Source organism: Halorubrum ezzemoulense DSM 17463, assembly GCF_002114285.1.
In the GTDB taxonomy this organism is placed as follows: domain Archaea; phylum Halobacteriota; class Halobacteria; order Halobacteriales; family Haloferacaceae; genus Halorubrum; species Halorubrum ezzemoulense.
In genome coordinates this window covers 1-16,790 of sequence record NZ_NEDJ01000010.1, presented here as the reverse complement: position 1 = coordinate 16,790, position 16,790 = coordinate 1, and the positions used below count along the sequence as shown (strand labels likewise).

The following is a 16,790-nucleotide window of genomic DNA, read 5'->3' as shown; positions in this document are numbered from 1 at the left end:
ATGTGTGTCACATCAACCCATGGGTGCTACCGACAAGATAACATGTCGCGTCGTCGACAGCGATTCCCGGCCGCTGGCGGGGCGGATAGTCATCGGCGAACGGGAGGACGGCGACCGCATCGGCCACTGGATGACCGAGGACGACGGGAACTTCGTCCTCGAAGCGGACGGCGGCGCCGACCTCGACAAGGTCTCGTTCACCGTGCGGAACCCCGCGCGGGGCGGGACCGAGGAGCCGGTCCGACGGCGGCGGCGACCGGACGGGAGCGAGGCGGCGCTCCACCTCTCGGTGAACGCGCGCAGCGTCGCCCTCCACGGCGGGAGCGACCACCGCGGGATGAACGAGGCCGCGTGTACGGCCGCGGGCCCGGTCCGGAGCCACCGGTTCCACACGCAGTTCCCCGAGCTGGACCCGTACGACCGCGACGCGGAGTTACTCCGGACGCTCGGCGGCGCCGACGGCGAGGCGGGGGCGCCGATGATGGAGTCGCCCGACGACCCGGTCGGGGACGCCGAGACGCCGGCCGGCTACGGCATCTTCGGTCAGTTCGTCGACCACGACCTCACGTTCGACCCGACCTCCGACATCGACCGGCGCAACGACCCGGCCGCGCTGCGGAACTTCCGGACGCCGGCGCTCGACCTCGACTCGCTGTACCGGACGAACGCGGAGGCGGCGCCGTTCCTCTACGACCACGAGACGGACGAGCGAAAGCTTCTCACCGGCGACGCGGTCGCGCCGGACGCCGCGGACGGCGGCGGGCTCTCGGGGCTCCCGGGGACGGACCTCCAGCGGAACGAGCAGGGGCTCGCGCTGATCGGCGACCCGCGGAACGACGAGAACGTCGTCGTCTCGCAGCTCGAGCTCGCCTTCGTGAACTTCCACAACCGCGTCGTCGACCACCTCCACGGTCCCGGATCGTCGCTCGTCGAGGACGGCGAGTCCGTCCTTGAAGCCGCGCAGCGACTCGTCAGGTGGCACTACCAGTGGGTCGTGCGACGCGACTTCCTCCCCCGGATCTGCGACCGCTACGTCCTGGCCGACATCGAGGAGCGGGGCCGACAACACTTCGTGCCGCCGGGGCGCACGCCGGCGATCCCGGTCGAGTTCGGAGGCGCCGCGTACCGCTTCGGCCACAGCATGATCCGACACGCGTTCGACGTCAACGACGAGGTCGGCGAGGTGCCGCTGTTCCCGACCGGCCCCGGGGACGGGCGGAACCTCCGCGGCGGCCGACCGGTCCCGAGCGACCTCGTCGTCGACTGGTCGCGGCTGCTCGACACCGGCGACGGCGACTACCAGCCCTCGCGGAAGATCGAGCCCCTCCTCGCGCCGACGTTGTTCAACCTCCCGATCGCCGGGGACTCCTCGCTCGCCGTCCGGAACCTCCGGCGCGGGAAGGCGCTCGGCCTGGCCTCCGGACAGGACGTCGCCGCGCGGATGGGGTACGATCCGATCCGCAACGAGGCGTTCGGCGACGAATCGGCGATCATGGAGACGCTGCGGGCGCACGGTCGCGGCGCAGACCCCGACTCGCCGCTCTGGTACTACGTGCTCGCCGAGGCGGACTACCAGCAGGACGGCGAGCGACTCGGCGCGGTCGGCAGTCGGATCGTCGCCGAGACACTGATCGGGCTGATCGAGGCTGACGAGACCGCCTACCCCAACGCCGCGCCCGACGGCTGGGAGCCGAGCCTCCCGCAGCCGACGGCGACCGACGGGTACACGCTGGCGGACATCACGGCGTTCGCGGCCGAGGCGAACCCCGACGGACTGGTGATCGAGGCCGTCGACGCGGGCCCGGGGAGCGGCGGCGATGCGGGAGCTAACGGTGACGCCGGCGACGCGACCGGCGACGCGCTCGACGAGTCGGTGACCCTGCGGAACGCCGCGGCGGAGCCGATCGACCTGACCGGGTACGTCATCGACCTCGACGGCCAGCGCGACGACCTCCCGGACGCGACGCTCGGGCCCGAGGAGACCCTGACGGTTCACGTCGGCGCCGGCGCGGACACGGCGACGGACCACTACCTCGGCCGCGACGCGCCCGCGCTCGACGACGAGGGCGAGGTCGTCACCGTGTACGCCCCCGACGGCGAGCGCACGACGAGGCGGCGGTACGTCGGTTAGGCGGCCGTACGTCGGCTAACGGGCAGTACGTCGGCGAGGCGCCATCCCTCACCGCCGCTCGCCGACGAGCGCGTTCGCGGAGATGACGAGGAACGCGACCCCCGACATGCCGGCGAGGACGGCGAACGACGCGCCCCAGCCGAACAGGTCCGCGACGAGCCCGACGCCGACCGAGCCGGCCGAGCCGATCACCGTGTAGACGGTCCGTATCAGGCCGAACCCGGCGCCTCGTTCCGCGTCGCCGAGGGCGTCCATGAATCGCGGGTCGATGGCGGAGAAGAAGCTCGACCCGAGCCCGGCGAGCAGCACGACGATCCCGAGCCCGCCGACCGTCGGTAGCGCCGGCAGCCCGACCGGGACCGGCAGCCGGACGAGGTCGGGGAGCGCCACCAGCCCTCCGAGGCCGAGCGCGCCGCTAAGGAGCGCCGCGGCGATGCTCGCATCGCGGCCCAGCCGGTCGGAGAGCCGGCCGAGCCCGACCTGCGCGCCGGCGCGGACGACGAAGAACGCCGAGAAGACGCCGCCGGCGAACGCGGGGTCGTACCCCCGGAGCTCCACGAGGAACGTCGGCAGGAAAGAGATGACGCCCTGCGCGACGTACGTGCCGAGCGTGGCGACGACGAGCGGGACGAGCACCTCACGGCGCCCGACCAGTTCGAGCAGCGGGCCGACCTGGAGCCGCTCCGCCATCGGCTGGTCGGGGCGCCGCGGCTCGGTCGGCCGGACCCGCCGCGCGAACAGGAGGAAGATGGGAACCCCGACGACCGCGGCCAGCGCGACCCCGGGCCGCCAGCCGTAGCGGACGCCGACCCACGTCGCGGCGACCGGCGCCACGAGCCCGGCGAGCGGGCCGCCGAGCGAGTGGATCCCGACCGCGGTGCCGAGGTCGTCGAACGTCCGCGAAAGCAACGTGGTCGCCACCGCGTAGTGGAGCCCCGCCACGAGCCCGAGGAGCACCGCCGCCAGCACGAACGCGGGGAAGACCGGTACGACGGCGAGCGCGAGGCTCATCGCGGTCGTGCCGCCGACGGCGACGAGGATCACCCGACGCTCGCCGAACCGGTCTGCGAGGATCCCGCTCGGGAACTGCGAGAGGCCGTAGGCGAACCACATCCCCGAGAGCGCCACCCCGACCGCCGTGTTCGAGACACCGAAGTCGTCGATGATGAGGGGGACGACTGGACTGATCGCCAGCCGCGCGAAGTACGTCACGAAGAACGCCAGCATACACAGCGTCAACACCGTGTGGCGGTACCGCCAGTTCATCCGACAGTCACGGACGACTCATCGGGGCGGTCGGCCGTCAACACTTTCGGTTCCAGCAGGCCGTGAGCCGGTCGGGCGAGGTCAGCCCACGGCCCCCGGGTCGACCCGGCTCCCGACCCACAGGAGCGTGAGGAGGAGCCCGGCCACGGACGCCGGCATGAACCACCGGAACGCGGCGAGCAGTCCCGCCGAGGCCTGAAGGCCGATCACCGCCAGGAACGCGGGGCCGCAGCAGGCGACCCCGGAGAGGATCCCCGGAAGGCCCGCGGCGGCCCCCGCGCCGGCGCCGATCCGACAGGCCGAGGGGCCGCGCCACGCAACGACCGAGACGGCGAGCGTGACGCCGACGAGCACCGCGAGCGCGAGCCCGAGGGCGGCGTTGACGGGAGCGAAGAGGTACTCGACCGGTCCCGCGGAGAGCAGCGCCACGGGCTCGTACTGGAACGGCGCGACGCGCCGGGTCGCGAGCGCGACCGGGTCGGCGGCGACGACGAGGTCGAACCGCGGCGTCCCGGCCGACTCGACCGCGCCGGCGCGCAGACCGAGGTGGCCGAGTCCGAGGTGGTAGGCAACGAGATAGGCGCCGGTGACGGCACCCGCGGTCGCCCGGCCGTCGCGCCGACCGAGGGCGGCGCGGACGGCGAACACCGTCCGGCGGACGAGTCCGGCGAGCCACGCGCGCGGCGACGCGGCCGGCGCGGCGGTCTCAGCCCCCATAGCCCGCCCGCGTGTGCTCCCCGACGAACGCGGTGTCCGGGTAGAAGCCGTACCAGGCGAACCAAATCGCGTCGAACACGAGCAGCCGTTCGAGCGGCAGGTCCGCAGCCTCGAACCCGCCCTCACCGTCGACTCGGTACTCGTCGCCGTCCGGTTCGACCGCGACCTCGTCGGGGTTCCGGTAGACGTACCCCGTCGAGAGGGCAGGGTCGGCGACGGCGATGACGGCGGGGCCGCCCTCGCCGACGGTCCCGGTCAGCACTCGCTCCGAGAGCAGCGTGGTCTTGTCGAAGGCGACCGCGCCCGTCGCGGTCCGCGCCCCGATGACGACGGACTTCGCGTGGCCGTCCTCGGGGGACGCGAGCGGCGGGAACCTGGTCCCGTCCCGCACGTAGTACCCGCTCAGCGGCGCGTAGCTCCCGTACGGGTCGCTGTCGTAGCGGCGGACGTAGCCGGTCTCCTCGGTCATGAGGGAAGCGTCGGGATGTCGCGTCGCCCACTCGCCGGCGGTCGTCCACACGACGCGGAACTCGTCGAGGGTCTCGTCGGCCATCGACCCGTCGACCCCGGTGGCGAGCATCTGCGGCCACCAGCTGTCGGTGGCGCGGTCGTACATGATCAGGTTCGAGTTCACGAGCCGGCCCGACACGCCGAACGTCGTGTCGCCGCGACGGAACCCCTGTGCCGTCCCGGTGAGCGGGCAGTAGGTGATCGCGACCGACTCGCCGCCGACCTCGTCGTTGACGATCTCGTGGTGCGAGAGGATGCGACGTGGATACGCCTTCGCCTCGCCGCCGCGGACGACGCCGAACACCGGCTCGTTGCCAGCCATATCCGCCTCCGCGATCGGCCGAAACGCGGGGTCGTCGACGGAAGGGATCCCATCCTTGCCGACGCCGCCGTCGAGCGACTCGGAGACGAGGGTGTCGGCCTCGTACGCGAGGTGATAGCCGGCGTCGACGGTCGGCGGGGGAGCTCCGGCACCCGTGTCCTCAGCGCCTCCGGTGACGGAGTCCGTCGCTCGGCCCCCGAGGCAGCCGGTGAGGGACGCCCCGCCGACCGCCGCGATCCCGGCCAGCGCCGCGCGACGGGTTCGGTACATGTCGTCGTCTCCGGCTTCGAGCGTATAAAATCCGCAGCGCGGGTGTAATTCACACGCACAGCCGATCTCCGGCGGCAGTCCGATGCCCGACGAGGCGGGGTCGCTACTCGTGACCGCTCGACGATCGCTCCCGCAACCGGTCGGCGATCGCCGCGCCGGCGGTCCGCGGGTCGGCCTCCCGCACCGTCACCGGATCGCCGACGGCGACGGACCCCGGTTCGACCACGTCACAGCAGAGGCCGCCGCGGTTCCGGAGCGCCGACGCCAGCCCGTCTTCGCCGGCGAGTTCCTCGACGCGTGCGCACGGGGGTCGGCGTCGGGTCGGCCGGAGGCGCGCGTCGCCGACCGCGACGGTCGCGCCGAGGAGCGAGTCCATCTCCGCGCCGAACCCCTCGACGACCACGTTGCGACGGTGACGGCCGTCGCGCACGTCGATGCCGGTCGCCTCACGGACCGCGGTCAGCGCCTCCCCGGCGACGAGCGTGACCGCGCAGCCGTCGAGTTGGAAGTGGCCGTCGCCGCGGCGGTAGCGGTCCCCCTCCACGCCGTCGGGACGGACCTCGACCGCCTCGCGACGGGCCGGCGGGGCGCCGCCCTCGGGGGCCGTCACGAGGCCGGCGACCGCGCCGGGGGCCGCGTCCGCGCTGGTCGATTCGGGTGGCCGGTCCGCCGGCATCAGGGCTCCCCGAGAAGCGTCGTGTCGTCCGGCTTCAGCCATTCGCGGTGCGCGTAGTAGAGCGCGGCGACCGGAGGCGCGGGGAGCGCGGCCAGCGCGTAGATCCACTTGAAGACGCCCAGGTCGGCGACGCGTCGCTCGGCGAGCGAGAGCGCGTCGAGCAGGATCGTTGCGGTCGCCAGGGGCGCGAGCAGGTAGCTGTGCGCGAAGGCGACGGCCGGTCCAACCGGGGTCGCAGGCGTCAGCAGCGCCCAGTCGACCGCGTACAGGACCGTCCACGCTCCGACGGTCACCGCTATCGCGGCGAGCCACGGTCCGTCGAAGCGGCGGTCCGAGCCCCCCGTCGGACCGCCGTCGGCCGGGTCGCGGTCGGGCGGCTCCGTCTCCGATTCGGCGCGCGTGTTCACGCCCGATCTGGGCGCCGAACGCTAATCAACACCGGGGTCGACCGCCGCGGCGCGGTCACTCGTCGAAGGTCCCCGCCGTCAAGTACCGCTCGCCGCTGTCCCAGAAGACGGTGACGACGAGGGGTTCCTCGCCGACGAACGCGCCGCTCTCGCGCAGTTCGGCCGCGACGACCTTCGCCGCGAGGTTCGACGCGCCCGACGACTGGCCGACGAGGATCCCCTCCTCGCGAGCGAGCCTGCGGCACTCGGTCTCGGCGTCGCCGAGTTCGACCGTGTGGACCTCGTCGATCAGGTCCACCTCGAGGTTCGGCGAGACGAAGCCCGGCCCCATCCCCTGGAAGTCGTCGGCGCTCGGCTCCTCGCCCGAGAGGACGGCGTTGTCCGCGGGCTCGACGGCGTCGATCCGGACGTCCGGGAACGCCTCTCGGAGACGGCGGCCGATCCCGGTGATCGTCCCGCCGGTGCCGACCCCGGCGACCAGAGCGTCGACGGTGCGGTCGCCCACCTGATCGAGTATCTCCGGGCCGGTCGTCTCGTAGTGCGCGCGGGGGTTGGCGGAGTTCTCGAACTGGCGGAGCTGGACGGTGTTCGGCTCCGCCTCCAGCTCGTCGGCGCGGTCCTTCGCGTCGGAGATGTCGCCGTCGACGAGCTCGACGGTGGCGCCGTACGCCCGCATGAGTCGGCGGCGCTCGATCGATTTCCCTTCGGGCATCACGAGGGTGACGTCGTAGTCGCGCGCCGCGCCGACCATCGCGAGGCCGATGCCGGTGTTGCCCGACGTGGGCTCGACGATGCGGTCGCCCCGCTCGATCTCGCCCGCCTCCTCGGCGGCCTCAACCATGTACAGCGCGGGGCGGTCCTTCGCCGAGCCGCCCGGGTTGCGGGACTCGACCTTCGCCGCGACCGTCGTCCCCGCGGGCGCGTCGACCCGCACCAGCGGCGAGCCGAGCGTCGACAGGATGTCGTCGTCCATTACCCGAACCGAGGCGGTCGTGACCCAAAGGCCCCGCGGACTCCGGCAATCGATGTCGCCCGCGGCTGGGGCTTCGGGGGTGTCAGCAGTCGGTCTGTAGCCGAGGACAGAAATCAGGTGTGTCTGCGAACTCGACGAGGTGTCGTCGACGGACCCGAAGCGAATGTGCTCTTGCCACCGACGCGCCGTTTACGTGCCTCCGTGATCTATCGATCCCCATGACTCTCGAAACGCTCGCGCCCGCGGACGACCTCGACGCGGACGCGTTCGACGACTCGGTTCTCGACGCGCTCGCGGCGGACGACTACGTGTTCAAAGTGTGGGGCGGCGACTGGTGTATCGACTGCCAGCGACAGCTCCCCGAGTTCGGTGCCGCGCTCGCCGCCGCCGGCGTCCCGGACGACCGCATCGAGTCGTTCCCGGTGACGAAGGGCCCGGACGGGAAGGAGGGCGAACTCGTCGAAGCGTACGAGATCGGGCTTATCCCCACCGTCGTCGTCGAGTCGCCAGAGGGCGAGGAGGTCGCGCGGTTCGTCGAGGAGGAGGCCGTCTCCATCGCTGAGTACCTCGCGGACCGGCTCGCGGACGTCGAAGCGACGGCCTGAGTCGACGTTCGGGGCCGCGACACGGACTCAACCGTCTTCCGCGTTCACGTCGCCGGCGTAGTAGAGCGCGGCCATCACGACGCCCATCGTGACCGCCTGAACCGTCGTCGACGCGCCGAGAGCGACGCCGACCGCGAGCACCGACGCCGTCACCACGGCGCCGGTGAAGAGGGCGTAGCGCAGCCGCGAGAGGCCGCGCGCCCAGTCGTCGGCCCGGCGGTACAACTGTCGGGGACCAGCCATATTCCGTGGTCTCGCGCGCGGAGCAAGTACTTTCGGGTGGGCGCCTATCGCCGAGTCCGCGCGCCAGGGCGAGGCCGACCGCTCAAGTCGGTGCGGCGTCGACCCCGAGCATGGCACGCGTCACGGTCTGGAACGAGTACCGCCACGAGCGCGAGAGCGACGCCGTCGCCGAGGTGTACCCCGACGGCATCCACGCCGTCGTCGCCGACGCGCTCCGCGAGGGGGGCCACGAGGTCCGCACCGCGACCCTCGATGAGGGACCGGAGCACGGGCTCACTGAAGCGGTCTTGGACGACACCGACGTGCTCGTCTGGTGGGGCCACGCCGCTCACGACGAGGTGCGCGACGCGGTCGTCGACCGCGTCCACGAGCGCGTCCTCGACGGGATGGGCCTCCTCGTCCTCCACTCCGCCCACTACTCGAAGATATTCAGGCGGCTGATGGGGACCAGCTGCTCGCTGAAGTGGCGTGAGGCCGCCGAGCGCGAACGGCTCTGGGCGATCGAGCCGAGCCACCCGATCGCGGACGGGATCGGCGAGGCGATCGAACTCGACGAGACGGAGATGTACGGCGAGCGGTTCGACGTGCCGGCGCCGGACACGCTCGTCTTCACCTCCTGGTTCGAGGGCGGCGAGACGTTCCGCTCCGGCTGCTGTTACCGCCGCGGGAACGGGCGGGTGTTCTACTTCCGGCCCGGTCACGAGACGTACCCGATCTACTACGACGAGGACGTCCGACGGGTGCTCCGGAACGCGGTCGGCTGGGCGGAGCCTGGCGACGGGCCGACGCCCGAGTTCGGCAACGCGGACCCGAGAGAAGAGATCGACACGAGCGACGACCGGACCGTTCACTGAGGAGAATCGTCGAACGGGCGCGTCGTCGAACGGACGCGTCGTCGGACGGACGCGTCGTCGGCCTGGCGCATCGTCGGGCGAGAACGCCGTCAGCCACCCGCTGTCAGGCCACGTCGCGCAGTCGCATGAACGCGTTCATCATGGCCGATTCGGCTTTCCTGAGGTGTTCGGACGCGGTGCTCGGCGAGGCGCCGATCCGCTCGGCGACATCCGAGACGGACGCCGCGCGCGGGGACTCGTAGTAGCCGCACTCGACGGCGGCCGCGACCGCGTCGAACTGCCGGTCGGTCAGTCCCGGGTCGAAGAGGTGCTTGCGCCAGTCGTACTCGCCGATGCGGAGGACCTCGCTTTCGATCCGCTCCGGGAGCGCGGCGAGGCCCTCCCGGAGCGGCTCGTGATCCCCGAGGATCGTCAGCCTCGCGACGCCGCTCGGACGGAAGTCGATCGGCGGGACCACGACGATGCCGGTCCGCCGGAGCGACCCGAACATCGCGTCGTCGACGGCGTCGCGCCGTTGCGTGAGGAAGACGTAGTAGCCCGTCCCGTCGATCCGGGTGACCTCGAACTCCCGGATGCGGTCGACTGACCGCAGCGCGTCGACGTACACGTCGATGTCCCCTTCCACGTAGAACAGGAAGGTGTCGGCGGTCTCGTCGAAGAGGCTGCCGTGAAGGAGCACGTCCCGACCGATGGCGTCCGACTCGTCGACCAGTCGGTGCATCGGATGCATGAGTTCCGGCGGGTACCGGAGTTCGAGGCGCAGATACTTCACGGCGGACAATGACGACGGCGGTTTTATAAATATCCGTACTGAGCCGGCAGAAGCCTCGGGTCGTGCGCTCGCGTCTCTTCCGGTATGTCGACAGAGCTGCTGCGCGAGCGCGACGACGAGGAGACGGCGGACGCGTTTTCGTCCGTCCGCGGGCTGATCACGGGGCGTGAGAGCCACCTGAACGCCCCCGCGGCGAGGGTCCGACCCGACGCGGTTCAGGAGGCGCTCTCCACGCTGCGAGACGAGGCGGGGTACGACCACCTCGCCTGCGTCACGGCACAGGAGTACGAGAACCGGTACGAGTCGATCTACCACCTGCGCTCCTACGACGACCCGACCCGAGAGCTCAGCGTCGTGGTTCCCACCGACAAGGAGGACCCGGTCTCGGAGTCCGCCGCGTCCGTGTTCCGCACCGCGGACTGGCACGAGCGCGAGGCGTACGACCTCGTCGGGATCGAGTACGACGACCACCCGGACCTCCGCCGGATCCTGCTCCCCGAGACGTGGCAGGGGCACCCCCTGTCGATGGACTACGATAAGGATCAGCCGCAGATCGCCGCCCTCTCCGAGAACGAGCCGATCGAACCCGGGTCGTCGACCGCGACCGGCAGCGACACCATGCTGCTCAACATCGGGCCGCACCACCCCGCGACCCACGGCGTCTTACACCTCCAGGTCACCCTCGACGGCGAAACGGTCGTCGGCGTGGAGCCCGACATCGGCTACATCCACCGCTGCGAGGAGCAGATGGCGCAGTCCGGGACGTACCGTCACCAGATCATGCCGTACCCCGACCGCTGGGACTGGGGCGGCGCGGGGCTGCTCAACGAGTGGGCGTACGCCCGGGTCGCCGAGGACCTCGCCGACATCGAGGTGCCAGAGTACGCGCACGTCGTCCGCACCATGGCCGCGGAGTTCAGCCGGATCCTCTCGCACATGCTGGCGATGGGCGCGTACGCGCTCGACGTGATCGGCGACTTCACGGCGACGTTCATGTACGCCATACAGGAGCGCGAGCGCGTTCAGGACATCGTCGAGGACCTGACGGGCCAGCGGCTGATGTTCAACTACTTCCGGCTCGGCGGCGTCGCGTGGGACCTCCCCGAACCCCGTGAGGAGTTCCTGCGGAGCGTCCGCGAGTACCTCGACGGCCTCCCGCGCCGCATCGAGGAGTACCACGACCTCCTGACCCGGAACGAGATCCTCCAGCTCCGCACAGTGGACACGGGAACCCTCCCGCCGGAGGTCGCGAAGAGCTACGGCGCGACCGGCCCCGTCGTCCGCGGCTCGGGGGTCGACTACGACCTCCGCCGCGACGACCCGTACGGCTACTACGACGAGCTCGACTGGGATGTGGTGACCGAAGACGGCTGCGACAACTACAGTCGCCTGCTCGTCCGGATGGGCGAAGTCGAGGAGTCCGCGAAGATCATCGAGCAGTGCGTCGACCTGCTCGAAGACTGGCCCGAGGACGAGCGGACCGTTCAGGCGAACGTCCCGCGGACGATCCGGCCGGCCGACGACACGGAGATCTACCGGGCCGTCGAGGGCGCCAAGGGCGAACTCGGCATCTACATCCGCGCCGACGGCACCGACAAGCCGGCGCGGTTCAAGATCCGCGGGCCCTCGTTCTCGAACCTCCAGACGCTGCCGGAGATGGCCGAGGGGGAGTCGATACCGGACCTGATCGCCGCGCTCGGCAGTCTCGACACGATCATGGGAGAGGTCGACCGCTGAGGCGGCGCGGCGAGCCGGCGGCTCATCGGTGTAGGACGACCGCCGCTACGGCGCGGACGTTGAAAGGCGACCGCCTCGCGCGAACGCGAGACGACCGGTTGTGTCGCGCGCCGGCGGCCGGTCGAGTAGCAGTCGACCGCGGGCGTATTTAAACCCTCGTCCACGGAGTCGCGGGCGGACGGCCGACGCGCCCGGTCAGTCCGGCCGGTGGACCTCGCCGTCGCGCGAGTCGGCGTCCTTCCGGCGGACCGCGGCGGCCGCGTTGTTCGCGTCGTAGCCGAAGAACACGTCCTTCGCGTACGTCTCGGCGACCTCGGTCGCGTGGATCAGGTCGTCGACGTCGACCTCGACCGCGTACAGTTCCAGCGAGAACGGCGTCTCCGGCGGCGCGCCGTGGAGGGAGTAGTCGCCGCCGAGCATCGAGCGGAACCCCCGCGCGATGGTCTCCAGCCAGTAGGTCGTCGCGTACTCGGTGTCGTACAGCGGGACGACGAACTCGTCGACGTGGGCGGCGAGGCGGTCGATGTCGAGGCCGGCCCGCTCGTAGAGGTGGTCGGGGTACGGGTCGGGGTACAGCGTCAGCAGGAGCCGGCCGGGGACCAGATCGGCCGCTTCGGCGACGAAGTCGGTTATCACGTCCGCGCGCCAGTCGGCGAACTCCTCGCGATCGCTCTCGGCGAACAGACGCTCACAGCGGTCGCAGTGACAGAACCCCTCGCGGGGGAACCCCACGTCGTCGAGGCGCACGTCCTCGTTCTCGGCGGCGCAGTCCGCGATGATCTCCAAGAGTCCCTCGCGGTACTCCGGGTGTGTCGGGCAGATGTACGCCCAGTCGAAGTAGTCGCGGTCGCGGGTCGCCGGCTCGCCGCGCTCGTCGGCCGGGACGAGGTCGTCGTCCTCGCTCGCGGCCGCGTTGTCGCCGAAGCACGACACCATGTTCACGGCGTCCGGCAGGGGCTCGGCCGCCCGCCCCGTGACGTCTTTCACCTCGTAGAAGCCGAGGTCGAACGGCTCCATCGCGACCTCGTCGGCGTTGCGCGTGACGACCCCGTACATGGAGTCACATACGTGACTGGTCGGTAAAAGCGGACGGTATCGGGGTGGTCGATCGGGGAGGCGAGTCGACGCGGAGTCTAATTCGACGTGCCGTGCGGCGAGTGGTGTGACGAGCGCGGCGTCGAGCGGAGAGCGCGAGCGCGGCGTCTCGCGGTTACTCCACTTCGACCGGCTGTTTGTCGCCGGCGAACAGGAAGTACGCGAGCGCGACGAGCGACAGGACGAGGACGAGCTTGGCTTTCTTGCTCATACCTGCCGGTTGGAACGGTGGGCGCTAAAACCTACCGGACCGAGAACAGGTCGCCCCGAATAGGTCGGAACAAGACAGGTCGCCCCGAGTAGGACGGACCGAAAACAGGCTGCCCCGAGCGGAGCGACCCGCGGCGCCGGCCGTCTCAGACGTCGATGTGATCGGCGATGTCGGACCGCAGGATCGTCGCGCAGTAGTCGCAGCGCACGCCGTCGGCGACCACGTCGAACCGCGTCTCGACCGGCTCGCCGGCGTTGGTGATACAGTTGCGGTTCGGACAGGAGAGCACGCCGGTGACGCCGTCGGGACGGGTGACCCGGTTCTTCTCGACGACCTCGAAGTCGCGGACGATGTTGATCGTCGCCTCGGGCGCGATGAGCGAGAGCACGTCGACCTCCGACTGCGACAGCTCCCGGTCCTCGACCTTCACGATGTCCTTGCGGCCGAGCCGGTCGGAGGGGACGTTCATCCCGACGGAGACGCCCAACCCCTCGGAGCCGTCGATGCCTAAGATTGCGAGGACGTTCAGCGCCTGGCCCCCCTCGACGTGGTCGATAACGGTGCCGTCGCGGATCTTCGAGACGCGCAGCTCGTGATCGCTCATCGACCCACCTCCGTCCCCTCGTCGCCGTCGGGGTTCGCGTTCTCCAACAGGGTGTCGAGCAGCGCCATCCGCACCGGGATCCCGTTGTGCGCCTGCTCGAAGTAGCGGGCGTGGTCGGTCTCGTCGACGTCGGGCGCGATCTCGTCGACGCGCGGGAGCGGATGCATCACGGTGAGGTCGTCGGGGGCGTCCGCCAGCGTCTCGGCATCGATCTGGTACTCGCCCGCGACGCGGTGGTACTCGTTCTCGTCCGGGAACCGTTCCTTCTGGATCCGGGTGACGTACAGCACGTCGAGCTCGTCGAGGATGGGTTCGAGATCGTCGTGTTCGCGGATCTGCGCGCCCGTCTCGTGGAGGTCGAAGCGCACGGAGCGCGGGAGCCGCAGCGACTCGGGGCTGATGAAGTGCTGGTTGGCGTCGAACTCCGTCAGCGCGGCCGCCAGCGAGTGGACCGTCCGGCCGTACTTCAGGTCGCCCATGACCCCGATCGTGAGGTCGTCGAGCCCGTGGTCCTCGCGGATCGTGTGGAGGTCGAGGAGCGTCTGGGAGGGGTGTTGTCCGGCGCCGTCGCCCGCGTTGACGACCGGCACGTCGACGCGCTCCCCGGCGAGCGTCGCGGCACCCTCGCTGGGGTGGCGGAGGACGAGGGCGTCCGCGTACCCCTCGATGACGCGGACGGTGTCGGACAGCGACTCCCCCTTCGAGACGGACGAGGAGTCGACGTCGCCCATGTCGATGGTGTTCATCCCGAGGCGCTTGGCCGCGCTGTCGAAGCTCATCCGGGTCCGCGTGCTCGGCTCGAAGAAGCAGAGCGCGAGCACGCGGCCGGCGTGCCGGTCCGCGTAGGCGGCGGGGTCGTCGGCGACCGCCCGGGCCCGGTCGAGTACGGCCTCGATGTCATCCCGCGAGAGCTGGGTCGCGGTGATGAGGTGGTCCTGTCGCATCGTCAGAGATGGGTGTCGGCAGTATCTTGAATCCCTCGGCTCGGGGCGCAGCGCGGGTGTTCACGGACGTGCGTACCCGCTCGGGTCGCCGTTTCGATATCCGCAACGCGCCCCGAACCGGTCCGGGATCGGCGCGACAGAGTCGAAGACTCGCCGCCGTGCCGGCCCCTCGCCGCCGTACATAAGCCGCCGCGGACCGAAGCGGATCGCATGGCAGACAACGACCCGGCCGACCTGCTCCCGAACGACCGCGTGAAGCAGGCGGCCCTCGACGGCGAGGTGACGCAGCTCCACCGCGGGAACCGATACGGCGAAGAGGGCGACACCTTCGAGATCGACGGCGTCGCCTTCGAACTGGTCGAGGTGACCGAGCGCACGCTCGGCGACATGACCGACGAGGACGCGAAGCGCGAGGGGTCGCCGTCGCTGTCGGCGTACAAGGAGCGAATGGTCCGCGCCCACGGCGGCAACTTCGAGTGGGACGACGACGCCGACGTGGTCAGACACCGGTTCGAGCGCGCCGAGTAGGACCGGAGATGATGAGGTAGTTCAGTCGTCGTCCGCGGCCGCGCCGTCGCCCGCCGCGGTCGCCGCGTCGTCCTCGATGCTCGGCGGGTACTTCCCGCGGTCGAGCTTCAGATCGGACTGCGGGCGGGCCATACAGGTGAGCGCGTACCGCTCGGCTTCCTCGTCGGAGAGGCCACGAGCCGCGGGCTGTGTCACCTCGCCCTCGACGATCTCGGCGGAGCAGGCGAGACACATCCCGACGCGGCAGGAGTACTCCTGAGCGATCCCCTCCTCGAAGCAGGCGCTGAGGATCGTCTCCGTGTCGGCCACCTCGATCGTCTCGTCGGTGCCGACGAACTCGACGGTGTACTCTGTCATGGCGCGGAGTACCCGCCGACCGGTCAAAAAGGGTTCCCTCTATCCCGTCGCCGGCGCGGGGACGGAAGCGAGCGCTCGGTCGCTACGCGGCGGCGTCCGAGCGCTCGCTCCGCCTGTCCCGAACGGTCCGCGCCACGACTAACACGCCGACGGCGACGAGGAAGTCGCGACCGATCGATCCGAACACGTCGACCCACAGGCGCAGGATCTGCGGGTCGGCCGCGAAGGTCTCCGACCACAGCAGGGTCCTGAGCGAGTGGGGAGCGACTCCGACGTACTGTCCCGCGAGCCCGCCGATGAGCGCGCCCGCGAAGAACGCGAGTAGCGACCGGCCGGTCAGTGGAATCCGCGAGCCGGGAGCGATAAGCGCGTAGAACGCGACGAACAGAAGCCCCGGCACCACGAGGTAGGTTCCGGCGACGTCGACCACGAGGTCGAGCGGCGTTCGGGCGGTCACCGGCTGTCCCTCCCGTATCGCGTACTGGCGGGACCGAGTCACGGCTTCGAGGAACACCACTCCCGCCGTGACGGCGGCGAGGGCGTACGGCTTCGCTCGCGGCCGGCGGAGGAGCGCGTCGCGGCGGACCATGTCGGGCCCTGCGTCGCATCTCAGTAATATCTTGTTCCGACAACGGTCGTGCACCGCCTCCCACCTATCGCAACGACTAATCCCCCGCCGGACGCTTCCCGAGACATGACCGGCAAGGCCACCGCGCGAGCCCACCCGATTCAGGGGCTCGTCAAGTATCACGGGATGCGCGACGAGGAACTGCGGCTCCCGTACCACGACAGCATCAGCCTCTGTACCGCGCCGACCGCCACGACGACCACCGTCGAGTGGCAGCCGGACGCGAGCGAGGACGCGTACGTCATCGGCGGCGAGGCGGTCGACGGCCGCGCGGCCGAGCGCATCGACATGGTCGTCGACCACGTCCGCGACCTGGCCGGCGTCGACGCCGCCGTCCGACTGGAGAGCGAGAACTCTTTCCCGTCGAACATCGGGTTCGGCTCCTCCTCGTCGGGCTTCGCGGCCGCCGCACTCGCCCTCGTGGAGGCCGCGGGCCTCGACATGTCTCTCCCGGAGGTCTCGACGGTCGCCCGCCGCGGCTCCTCCTCTGCCGCCCGCTCGGTGACGGGCGCGTACTCGCGGCTCGACGCCGGGCTCAACGACGAGGACTGTCGCTCCTCCCGGCTCGACGTGGGGGTGAGCGAGGACGGCTTCGACCCCGAGGAGGACCTCCGAATCGTCGCCGCACACGTCCCCGCGTACAAGGAGACGGAGGAGGCCCACCGCGAGGCCGCCGCGAGCCACATGATGCAGGCGCGGACCGCGCACGTCCAAGACCAGCTAGTCGAGATGACCGACGCGCTCCGCACGGGCGACTTCGACCGGATCTTCGAGACGGCGGAGCACGACTCGCTGTCCCTGACGGCCACGACGATGACCGGCCCCGCGGGATGGGTGTACTGGCAGCCCGAGACGATCGCCGTGTTCAACGCGGTGCGCGAACTCCGCGAGTCGGGCGTCCCTGTCTACTTCTCGACCGACACCGGGGCCTCGGTGTACG

Annotated in this window: 19 protein-coding genes; 6 read left to right on the top strand and 13 right to left on the bottom strand. The window is 70.8% G+C overall.

Annotated features, from left to right (window positions below; translation table 11 throughout):
* The first annotated feature begins 19 nt into the window (after positions 1-19).
* On the top strand, positions 20-2,131 hold the full coding sequence (locus B9H04_RS04770; RefSeq protein ID WP_085682492.1) for a peroxidase family protein: 2,112 nt from the start codon (positions 20-22) through the stop codon (positions 2,129-2,131).
* A 48-nt stretch (positions 2,132-2,179) separates the two neighbouring features.
* Here B9H04_RS04770 and B9H04_RS04765 read toward each other — a convergent pair whose 3' ends face one another.
* The 6 genes from B9H04_RS04765 to B9H04_RS04740 form a co-directional block, all read right to left on the bottom strand.
* Positions 2,180-3,397 carry an MFS transporter gene (locus B9H04_RS04765; protein WP_085682491.1) on the bottom strand — a complete coding sequence of 406 codons (1,218 nt, stop codon included), beginning with the start codon at positions 3,395-3,397 and terminating at the stop codon, positions 2,180-2,182.
* An 81-nt stretch (positions 3,398-3,478) separates the two neighbouring features.
* The gene (locus tag B9H04_RS04760) at positions 3,479-4,114 is read right to left on the bottom strand and encodes a hypothetical protein (protein ID WP_049929435.1); all 636 of its coding nucleotides are present in this window, start codon (positions 4,112-4,114) and stop codon (positions 3,479-3,481) included.
* Entirely contained in the window at positions 4,104-5,216 is a 1,113-nt protein-coding gene (locus B9H04_RS04755; protein WP_049929434.1) for a DUF3179 domain-containing protein, read from the bottom strand. The genes B9H04_RS04760 and B9H04_RS04755 overlap by 11 nt, the downstream gene beginning before the upstream one ends.
* A 103-nt stretch (positions 5,217-5,319) precedes the next feature.
* Positions 5,320-5,892: an MOSC domain-containing protein gene (locus B9H04_RS04750; protein ID WP_049929433.1), complete on the bottom strand. Its 573-nt coding sequence runs from the start codon at positions 5,890-5,892 to the stop codon at positions 5,320-5,322.
* Complete coding sequence (locus B9H04_RS04745) at positions 5,892-6,299, bottom strand: hypothetical protein (protein WP_049929432.1); 408 nt, start codon at positions 6,297-6,299, stop codon at positions 5,892-5,894. Before B9H04_RS04745 ends, B9H04_RS04750 begins: the two co-directional genes overlap by 1 nt.
* Positions 6,300-6,354: 55 nt before the next feature.
* A complete protein-coding gene (locus B9H04_RS04740) occupies positions 6,355-7,272 on the bottom strand; it encodes a PLP-dependent cysteine synthase family protein (RefSeq protein ID WP_049929431.1) in 918 nt (305 codons plus the stop codon).
* A 218-nt stretch (positions 7,273-7,490) separates the two neighbouring features.
* Here B9H04_RS04740 and B9H04_RS04735 point away from each other — a divergent pair, with 218 nt between their 5' ends.
* Positions 7,491-7,877, top strand: a complete 387-nt coding sequence (locus B9H04_RS04735) for a TlpA family protein disulfide reductase (RefSeq protein WP_049929430.1) — start codon at positions 7,491-7,493, stop codon at positions 7,875-7,877.
* A gap of 27 nt (positions 7,878-7,904) precedes the next feature.
* On the opposite strand, the gene B9H04_RS04730 is transcribed toward B9H04_RS04735, so the two are convergent.
* On the bottom strand, positions 7,905-8,120 hold the full coding sequence (locus B9H04_RS04730; protein ID WP_049929429.1) for a hypothetical protein: 216 nt from the start codon (positions 8,118-8,120) through the stop codon (positions 7,905-7,907).
* A 110-nt stretch (positions 8,121-8,230) separates the two neighbouring features.
* Between B9H04_RS04730 and B9H04_RS04725 the strand changes: the two genes are divergently transcribed.
* Positions 8,231-8,974 (top strand): ThuA domain-containing protein, encoded by a 744-nt coding sequence (locus tag B9H04_RS04725; RefSeq protein WP_049929428.1) that lies wholly within the window; start codon positions 8,231-8,233, stop codon positions 8,972-8,974.
* 103 nt (positions 8,975-9,077) lie between these two features.
* Here B9H04_RS04725 and B9H04_RS04720 read toward each other — a convergent pair whose 3' ends face one another.
* On the bottom strand, positions 9,078-9,746 hold the full coding sequence (locus B9H04_RS04720) for a helix-turn-helix domain-containing protein (RefSeq protein ID WP_049929427.1): 669 nt from the start codon (positions 9,744-9,746) through the stop codon (positions 9,078-9,080).
* Between the two features lie 84 nt (positions 9,747-9,830).
* On the opposite strand from B9H04_RS04720, the gene B9H04_RS04715 reads away from it, so the two are divergent.
* Positions 9,831-11,483, top strand: coding sequence for an NADH-quinone oxidoreductase subunit D (locus B9H04_RS04715; RefSeq protein ID WP_049929426.1), 1,653 nt, complete (start codon positions 9,831-9,833; stop codon positions 11,481-11,483).
* Positions 11,484-11,678: 195 nt separating this feature from the next.
* Here the strand turns inward: B9H04_RS04715 and B9H04_RS04710 are convergent, their stop codons facing one another.
* From B9H04_RS04710 to pyrB, 3 genes are all read right to left on the bottom strand, one after another.
* Entirely contained in the window at positions 11,679-12,539 is an 861-nt protein-coding gene (locus tag B9H04_RS04710) for a glycoside hydrolase family 10 protein (RefSeq protein WP_085682490.1), read from the bottom strand.
* Between the two features lie 395 nt (positions 12,540-12,934).
* On the bottom strand, positions 12,935-13,393 hold the full coding sequence (pyrI, locus tag B9H04_RS04705) for an aspartate carbamoyltransferase regulatory subunit (protein WP_049929424.1): 459 nt from the start codon (positions 13,391-13,393) through the stop codon (positions 12,935-12,937).
* On the bottom strand, positions 13,390-14,337 hold the full coding sequence (pyrB, locus tag B9H04_RS04700; RefSeq protein WP_049929423.1) for an aspartate carbamoyltransferase: 948 nt from the start codon (positions 14,335-14,337) through the stop codon (positions 13,390-13,392). Before pyrB ends, pyrI begins: the two co-directional genes overlap by 4 nt.
* Positions 14,338-14,547: 210 nt before the next feature.
* Between pyrB and B9H04_RS04695 the strand changes: the two genes are divergently transcribed.
* Complete coding sequence (locus B9H04_RS04695) at positions 14,548-14,865, top strand: ASCH domain-containing protein (RefSeq protein ID WP_049929422.1); 318 nt, start codon at positions 14,548-14,550, stop codon at positions 14,863-14,865.
* Between the two features lie 21 nt (positions 14,866-14,886).
* Here the strand turns inward: B9H04_RS04695 and B9H04_RS04690 are convergent, their stop codons facing one another.
* Complete coding sequence (locus B9H04_RS04690; RefSeq protein ID WP_049929421.1) at positions 14,887-15,222, bottom strand: 2Fe-2S iron-sulfur cluster-binding protein; 336 nt, start codon at positions 15,220-15,222, stop codon at positions 14,887-14,889.
* 82 nt (positions 15,223-15,304) lie between these two features.
* Positions 15,305-15,811, bottom strand: a complete 507-nt coding sequence (locus tag B9H04_RS04685; RefSeq protein ID WP_049929420.1) for a hypothetical protein — start codon at positions 15,809-15,811, stop codon at positions 15,305-15,307.
* A 105-nt stretch (positions 15,812-15,916) separates the two neighbouring features.
* Between B9H04_RS04685 and mvaD the strand changes: the two genes are divergently transcribed.
* A partial coding sequence (mvaD, locus tag B9H04_RS04680) for a phosphomevalonate decarboxylase MvaD (RefSeq protein WP_085682489.1) occupies positions 15,917-16,790 on the top strand: 874 nt, incomplete at its 3' end.

What these genes read in the sequence shown, in the direction of transcription:
- B9H04_RS04770 (WP_085682492.1), top strand. Translation starts at nt 20, where the DNA reads ATGGGTGCTACCGACAAGATAACATGTCGCGTCGTCGACAGCGATTCC.
- B9H04_RS04765 (WP_085682491.1), bottom strand. Translation starts at nt 3,397, where the DNA reads ATGAACTGGCGGTACCGCCACACGGTGTTGACGCTGTGTATGCTGGCG.
- B9H04_RS04760 (WP_049929435.1), bottom strand. Translation starts at nt 4,114, where the DNA reads ATGGGGGCTGAGACCGCCGCGCCGGCCGCGTCGCCGCGCGCGTGGCTC.
- B9H04_RS04755 (WP_049929434.1), bottom strand. Translation starts at nt 5,216, where the DNA reads ATGTACCGAACCCGTCGCGCGGCGCTGGCCGGGATCGCGGCGGTCGGC.
- B9H04_RS04750 (WP_049929433.1), bottom strand. Translation starts at nt 5,892, where the DNA reads ATGCCGGCGGACCGGCCACCCGAATCGACCAGCGCGGACGCGGCCCCC.
- B9H04_RS04740 (WP_049929431.1), bottom strand. Translation starts at nt 7,272, where the DNA reads ATGGACGACGACATCCTGTCGACGCTCGGCTCGCCGCTGGTGCGGGTC.
- B9H04_RS04735 (WP_049929430.1), top strand. Translation starts at nt 7,491, where the DNA reads ATGACTCTCGAAACGCTCGCGCCCGCGGACGACCTCGACGCGGACGCG.
- B9H04_RS04730 (WP_049929429.1), bottom strand. Translation starts at nt 8,120, where the DNA reads ATGGCTGGTCCCCGACAGTTGTACCGCCGGGCCGACGACTGGGCGCGC.
- B9H04_RS04725 (WP_049929428.1), top strand. Translation starts at nt 8,231, where the DNA reads ATGGCACGCGTCACGGTCTGGAACGAGTACCGCCACGAGCGCGAGAGC.
- B9H04_RS04715 (WP_049929426.1), top strand. Translation starts at nt 9,831, where the DNA reads ATGTCGACAGAGCTGCTGCGCGAGCGCGACGACGAGGAGACGGCGGAC.
- B9H04_RS04710 (WP_085682490.1), bottom strand. Translation starts at nt 12,539, where the DNA reads ATGTACGGGGTCGTCACGCGCAACGCCGACGAGGTCGCGATGGAGCCG.
- pyrI (WP_049929424.1), bottom strand. Translation starts at nt 13,393, where the DNA reads ATGAGCGATCACGAGCTGCGCGTCTCGAAGATCCGCGACGGCACCGTT.
- pyrB (WP_049929423.1), bottom strand. Translation starts at nt 14,337, where the DNA reads ATGCGACAGGACCACCTCATCACCGCGACCCAGCTCTCGCGGGATGAC.
- B9H04_RS04695 (WP_049929422.1), top strand. Translation starts at nt 14,548, where the DNA reads ATGGCAGACAACGACCCGGCCGACCTGCTCCCGAACGACCGCGTGAAG.
- B9H04_RS04690 (WP_049929421.1), bottom strand. Translation starts at nt 15,222, where the DNA reads ATGACAGAGTACACCGTCGAGTTCGTCGGCACCGACGAGACGATCGAG.
- B9H04_RS04685 (WP_049929420.1), bottom strand. Translation starts at nt 15,811, where the DNA reads ATGGTCCGCCGCGACGCGCTCCTCCGCCGGCCGCGAGCGAAGCCGTAC.